Source organism: Protofrankia sp. Cr2 (genome assembly GCF_963555885.1).
Classification (GTDB): Bacteria; Actinomycetota; Actinomycetes; order Frankiales; family Frankiaceae; genus Protofrankia.
Window position 1 is genome coordinate 36,800 of sequence record NZ_CAUVXG010000043.1, and the last position, 6,233, is coordinate 43,032.

At 68.6% G+C, this 6,233-nt stretch carries 5 protein-coding genes, 1 other RNA gene and 1 pseudogene; 5 read left to right on the forward strand and 2 right to left on the reverse strand.

The genetic code is table 11. From position 1 onward, the window contains the following. Positions 1-270 (reverse strand): annotated as a pseudogene (locus U9978_RS17745) (hypothetical protein); the annotation flags it as partial. A gap of 251 nt (positions 271-521) precedes the next feature. Between U9978_RS17745 and U9978_RS17750 the strand changes: the two are divergent. The 3 genes from U9978_RS17750 (at position 522) to U9978_RS17760 (ending at position 3,396) form a co-directional block, all read left to right on the forward strand. Then, on the forward strand, positions 522-1,376 hold the full coding sequence (locus U9978_RS17750; protein WP_416211019.1) for a Nif3-like dinuclear metal center hexameric protein: 855 nt from the start codon (positions 522-524) through the stop codon (positions 1,374-1,376). Between the two features lie 111 nt (positions 1,377-1,487). Then, complete coding sequence (locus tag U9978_RS17755) at positions 1,488-2,231, forward strand: zinc ribbon domain-containing protein (protein WP_322762260.1); 744 nt, start codon at positions 1,488-1,490, stop codon at positions 2,229-2,231. Between the two features lie 22 nt (positions 2,232-2,253). Continuing rightward, the gene (locus U9978_RS17760) at positions 2,254-3,396 is read left to right on the forward strand and encodes a bifunctional RNase H/acid phosphatase (RefSeq protein ID WP_322762261.1); all 1,143 of its coding nucleotides are present in this window, start codon (positions 2,254-2,256) and stop codon (positions 3,394-3,396) included. A 113-nt stretch (positions 3,397-3,509) separates the two neighbouring features. Here the strand turns inward: U9978_RS17760 and U9978_RS17765 are convergent, their stop codons facing one another. Next, positions 3,510-3,923, reverse strand: a complete 414-nt coding sequence (locus tag U9978_RS17765) for a lipopolysaccharide assembly protein LapA domain-containing protein (RefSeq protein ID WP_322762262.1) — start codon at positions 3,921-3,923, stop codon at positions 3,510-3,512. Between the two features lie 133 nt (positions 3,924-4,056). Between U9978_RS17765 and rnpB the strand changes: the two genes are divergently transcribed. Both rnpB and U9978_RS17775 read left to right on the forward strand, forming a co-directional pair. Beyond that, an RNA gene (gene rnpB, locus U9978_RS17770) (RNase P RNA component class A) lies at positions 4,057-4,467 on the forward strand. Positions 4,468-5,313: 846 nt separating this feature from the next. Further along, positions 5,314-6,233, forward strand: a 920-nt coding sequence (locus U9978_RS17775) for a serine/threonine-protein kinase (RefSeq protein WP_322762263.1), incomplete at its 3' end; no start/stop codon positions are given.

The window sequence follows — 6,233 nt, forward strand, 5'->3', positions numbered from 1 at the left end:
CGGGCGTCGGGTCGGACCCGAGGGTGGTGGTTCGCCCCGGAGCTGGGTGTCACCCCAACCGATGCTCCCCTGCAGCGAAGGCTGGAGGTGCTGGCCCTGTTGAACCTGCGAACCTGGTGGGCTCTGCTGGCCCCCACGTGCCTGCGCCGCCATCGCCTCGGCCACGTTGTGCATGATGGCTTCCACCAGTCGCACCGCCTGTGTCGTGGGCAGGTTCAGCACAACCTCGGCGTCTCCGGCGATCTGGAACCGTACGGACACATCCACCATGTCGCAATCCCCATCTCCGGTTTAGGTCTCCTGCGGCCCCCACAGACGCGGAATAGTGCCATATTCGCGCCTCCTTCGACCGTGATCATGCCTGGATCGGCATGCATGTGCGGTCCCGGTCCATCTGCCGCACAGATCACGGTACGTCGCGGCGTTCCGTAGCCGTATACGGCCTCGCAACCAAGACGCCGGACCAGCCGTACCGATCACGGTTGGGTAGTGTCCGGACGGTGACCGCAGCATATTGCACCGTGGCTGACTGTATTGCCGAGCTCGACCGCAGCTATCCTCCGTCCTGGGCGCAGGCGTGGGATGCTGTGGGGCTCACGGTCGGAGACCCGGACATGCCGGTTCACCATGCACTGTTCGCCGTTGACCCAACACTCGACGTCGCACGGGAAGCCGTTGGTTGCGGTGCGCAGCTTCTGGTCACCCATCATCCGTTGTTTCTCCGTGGTGTTCACGGTGTCGCGGAGACCGACGCGGGTGGCCGGGTCGTGGCAACCCTGATCCGTGGGGGCGTGGCGCTGTTCAGCGCGCACACCAACGCCGATGTGGCCTGCCCCGGTGTGAGTGACGCGCTCGCGGGGGTCCTCGGGCTGCGCGACGTCGGGCCGCTCACCGAGCCGGCCGGGCCGCAACCGTCCGGGGCCGAGCCTGGTAACGGCGGACTGGGCCGCGTCGGCAACCTGGCCGAATCTGAACCACTCGGCGCGTTCTGCGCGCGGGTGGCGGCCGCGCTGCCCGCCACGGCGGGCGGGGTGCGTACCACCGGTGCGCCGCAACGCCCGGTGCGCCGGATCGCGGTCTGCGGCGGTTCTGGCGGCGAGCTGGTGGGCGCTGCTGCGCGCGCCGGAGCCGATGTGCTGGTAACCGCCGACGGGCGTCACCACCACGTCCTGGACGCCGTCAGCGCGCACGACGTCGCCGTGGTGGACGTGGCGCACTGGGCGAGCGAATGGCCGTGGTTGCAGGTCGCTTCCGCGCGGCTGGGCGCGGGCCTGGCCGGGCGAGGTCGTACGGTGAACACAACGGTTTCCAGTCTGGTCACCGACCCGTGGCGGTGGCATGCGAGCTCATCGGGGCCAGCTGCCGGCCAGGCGTAGTGAGCCGGACAGTCCTATCCTCAGGCGCTCTGGGCACGGTGAGCGTGGCACGCACGACGGCGAGCTCGGTGAGCGCGCTTTTGTAAGTTTTGTAAGCACAGGGAGGAGCACATGAAGGCCGACCCAGCGACCCAGCTTCGCCTGCTGTCCGTGCAGGCGATCGACTCGAGCCTTGACCGGCTCGCCTCCCGGCGGCGGAATCTGCCTGAGCTTGCCGAGATTGCCAAGCTGAGTTCGCAGCTCGCCGCGATTAATGACGACCTGGTTCGGGTCTCGACGGAGCTGCGGGACCGGGGCCGTGCGCAGCAGAAGCTGGACGACGAGGTCGACCTGGTGCGGGCGCGGGCGGCCCGGGACCAGAAACGTCTCGACTCCGGGCAGATCTCCAGTTCCCGCGAACTGGAGAATCTTCAGGCGGAGATCGTCTCGCTCGCTCGCCGGCAGAACGCCCTTGAGGACGAGACGCTGGCGCTGATGGAGGTCATCGAGGGGCTCCAGAAGCGCGCGGGGGCGATCCGGGCCGATCAGGAACGCCTCGAGGCCGAGCTGGCGGTAGCCGGTGGCAGGCGGGACACCGCGCTCGCGGAGATCGACGATGAGACGGCCGCGCGTCGCGGTGAACGCGAGGCCATCATCCCGACCCTTGCCGCCGATCTGGTCGCCCTTTACGAACGCCTGCGCGCCTCGTCCGCGGGTGTCGGCGCGGCCAGGCTTGTCCGGCGACGGTGTGAGGGATGTCACCTGGAATTGTCCGGCGCCGACCTGCGTGACGTCGCGGCGGCCGCCCCGGACGAGGTGATGCGCTGTGAGGAATGCCGGCGCATCCTCGTCCGGACCGCCGAATCGGGTGTGTGAGCACCGGTGATGGGAGCAGATCATGAATGACCGTCCGTCGCGCCGGCTTGTCGTCGAAGCCGACGGCGGATCACGGGGCAATCCGGGCCCGGCCGGGTACGGAGCGCTTGTGCGGGACGCCGAAACCGGCGAGGTGCTGGCCGAACGGGCCGGGGCGATCGGTCGGGCGACCAACAACGTCGCCGAGTACCAGGGGCTGATCGCGGGCCTGCGAGCGGCGGCCGACATCGATCCGGACGCCGCCGTGGAGGTCCGGATGGACTCGAAACTGGTCGTCGAGCAGATGAGCGGACGCTGGAAGATCAAACATCCGGCGATGCGCCCGCTGGCGATGCAAGCCGCGGACGTCGCGCTCGGTTTTCCGCAGGTCCGCTACGGCTGGATTCCGCGGGAGCGCAACGGCCATGCCGACCGGCTGGCGAACGAGGCCATGGACGCAGCCGCCCAGGGACGCACCTGGGAGCCGCCGGAACCCCAGTCACCCGAGCCCACACCGCACCGGGCGCCGACCACGAACCGGCTGTCCGGGTGGATGGCTCCGCCGGCGCCACCCACGACCACTGTGTTGCTGCGCCACGGGCAGACCCCGATGTCGGTGGAGAAGCGCTTCAGCGGCACGGTGGACGCAGGTCTGACCGACGTCGGCTATGCACAGGCTGACGCGGTGGCGGTACGGCTGCGTGAGGTCGAGTTCGAGGCGGTGTACTGCTCGCCGCTCAAACGAGCCCGCCAGACCGCGGACGCCCTCGGCCGGGACTACGTCGTCGACGACGATGTGCGGGAGACCGACTTCGGCACCTGGGAGGGACTGACCTTCGGCGAGGTCCGCCGGCGTTTCCCGGAGGAGCTCAACGCCTGGCTGGCCGATCCGTCGGTGCCACCGCCCGGTGGCGAGAGCATCCTGGACACGGTCCGGCGGGTCACCGCCGCCCGGGACCGCATCCTCGCCGCGCATCCGGGCGCACGGATCCTCGTCGTCTCGCACGTGACGCCCATCAAGGCGCTGACACAGCTGGCGCTCGACGCCACGCCCGCCGTGCTCTACCGGCTGCATCTGGACCTGGTGTCGATGTCGACGATCGACTGGTACTCGGACGGTCCGGCGGTGCTGCGCGGCTTCAACGACGGGATCCACGCCGCCCACCTGGTCGAGGAAGGCCAGTGACGAACGTCAGTGACGAACGTCAGTGACGAAACGCCAGTGACGAACGTCAGTGACGAACGCCAGAAAGGCGTGGTGGTGTGACGGGTGGGTGAGCGGGTTGGCGGTTGCGCCGGTCAGCGGTTGCCGCGCCGGTACTGACGCACCTCCTTGCGGACCTTGATCTGGGTGATCAGCCCGATCAGGAGGCCGATGACGAGGCCGGCCGTCGCTGACGCCGCGAGCGCGCCCGCGACCGACATGTTGTGGAACGAACCGAACAGCCAGATGTTGACCCGGGCGTTGTTCTTCAGCACGAACATGATCACTGCGATGGCGATCAGCAGGACCAGAACCGTGACCGCGTACGTGGTGTAACCGATGCCCCGACGCTGCGCGGCCGACTCGGGTGCGGGGCCGGTTCCGCCGGGTGTAGCGGGCGCTGGCCCTGGTGCGGCGGGTACCGGTGGAGGGGTACTCCCGGTCGGCGACGGCACAGCTGGCCGGGTGTAGTCGATTTTCCTGGCGGATTGATCTCCGGGTGTCGTCAAGGCCGATCCCCGTCCCTTGTCTCATGAGCGACCCGACAGTCGGTCTGCGCTGTCTCTGCCACGCAGTATCCCAATACGTGGTTGTCACGCCAGGCCGGACCCGGTCGCGGTGTCATATGCTCAGGATCACGGATGAGTCGGCCAGGCGGTCGCGTCGGTTCCGCTGCGGTGGAGCCGCCGAGGAACGTCCGGGCTCCACAGGGCGGGGTGGTGGGTAACACCCACCCGGGGTGACCCGCGGGACAGTGCCACAGAAAACAGACCGCCGGTGTCCTCGGATGCCGGTAAGGGTGAAACGGTGCGGTAAGAGCGCACCAGCGCCCGGGGTGACCCGGGCGGCTAGGTAAACCCCACCCGGAGCAAGGTCGAAAGGTTCCGGGGCCGTGAGGCCCGGGAACTGCGCAGGCGTTCGAGGGCTGCCCGCCCGAGCCTGCGGGTGGACCGCTGGAGGCTGTCGGCAACGCCAGCCCGAGATAGATGACCGCCGGTCGGGGGCCGTAAGGCGCCCGGCCTACAGAACCCGGCGTACCGGCCGACTCATCCGCCGTACCTGCACCGATGCCCAGATCATGCCGCCGACTTGGGCATCTGGCCTGTCGTGGCCTGTCGTGGCCTGTCGTGACCGTGCCGTGACCCTGCCATCCTTCTCGCACGTCACGGTCCGCAGCCGGCCCGGGAAGTGGAACGTGCATGATCCCTTATGCTGATCATGCGTCCGCATGCGAGCGTGAACTGGTGGATCAGACCAGAACGCATCGGTTCACGAGGCTACGAGCGCCCGGCAATAGGGATGCGGCGTCGCGAGGCTGGGGTCCGCACCTCGCCGCATCGCTCCCCATCCATCGCTGCGCGATGCACGGGTACCCCGGCTCCGTCGGTCGACACCCAACACCTCCGGTGCCTCCCTCCTCCGCCTTGCGATCTACGTACCCCAGCCCCGCTCCTTGATCCACTCCCCTATTGCCGGGCGCTCTAAAGGATGTGAATGAGATGTTGCTGGAGCAGCATCAGATTCACATCGTTGAGAGCCGGCCGGGTCGTTGAGTTGAGAGCCGGCGGGGTCGTGGACCGGAACAGATCTGCTCCGCGCCCGGCAACAGGGTGCGTGGCGTTGGCTCGCCGGGCGGATCGCGGTCTGCCGCGGCGTGGAACCCAGCCCAGGCATGGCGGGCAGGCTCGTGATGCTGGGTGACCCAGCGGAGGTGGGTGGTCGGTCGGTTTCCGATCTTCTGAGGACGGCCGGCGCCGGATGTGTGGTTCTGGCGGTGGGCTGGGCGACCCGGTCGCGTCTGGCACCACTAGGATCACGCTTGGTGTTGTGGGGCGTATTGGGGGGTTTCGCAATGGTGACCGGTGAACGTCATGGTCAGCGCGTGCCAGTTCCCGCATCATGATTGTCAACGAGGGGCGGGTGGCGGCGGCGCTGCCCGGCTATGAGCTGGGTGCCCAGCTGGGTGCGGGTGCGTTTGGGTTGGTGCTGGCGGGCCGGCACCGGGAGCTGCACCGCGATGTGGCGATCAAGATTCTGCCGGGCGGGCCGGACGGGACTGCGGACAAGAGCCGCGCCGAGGCGCGGTTACTTGCAGCCCTGGACCATCCCCACATCGTCCGAGTCTATGACGCGGTCGCCGCAGACGATCTACATCTGATCGTGATGGAGTTGCTGGGCGGGGGGACGTTGACCCGTCGGCGGGCGGGTATGTCGGCGGAGACGGCGTGTGCGGTGGGGCTGGCGGTGGCGGCGGCGTTGTCCTGTGCGCATGGCCGGGGGGTGCTGCACCGTGACATCAAACCGGACAACATTATGTTCGATACCGCCGGTTTGCTGAAGGTCACCGATTTCGGTATCGCGAAAATCGTGGAGGGGTCGGCGACCACGGCGAGCGCGGTTATCGGCACCCCGCGGTATATGGCTCCGGAGCAGATCCTCGGTGGCCGGTTGAGTCCGGCCACCGACCTCTACGCCCTCGGGATACTCCTCTACGAACTCCTCACCGGAACACCACCGTTTGATCCGGCGCTGCCGGCCCCGGCGCTCGCCCACCACCACCTTAATGTTCTTCCGTCGCCGCCGGTTGGGGTGCCTGCTCCGGTGGCGGATCTGGTGATGCGCACGTTGGCGAAGGATCCCGCGACCCGCCCGCAGTCGGCCCACGCGTTCGCTCTGGATCTGGCCCGGGCTGCGGCTGTCGTCTACGGCCCGGGTTGGACGGTCCGGGCCGGGATTGGGCTGCGTCTCGATGATGACATCCGCACCGCCGCCGAGACGCTGTCCACCCCCAGCCGGCCCCGACCCAGCCGGCCCCGACC

Excerpts from the sequence above, each read along its gene's own strand:
- U9978_RS17755 (WP_322762260.1), top strand. The coding sequence starts at position 1,488 with ATGAAGGCCGACCCAGCGACCCAGCTTCGCCTGCTGTCCGTGCAGGCG.
- U9978_RS17760 (WP_322762261.1), top strand. The coding sequence starts at position 2,254 with ATGAATGACCGTCCGTCGCGCCGGCTTGTCGTCGAAGCCGACGGCGGA.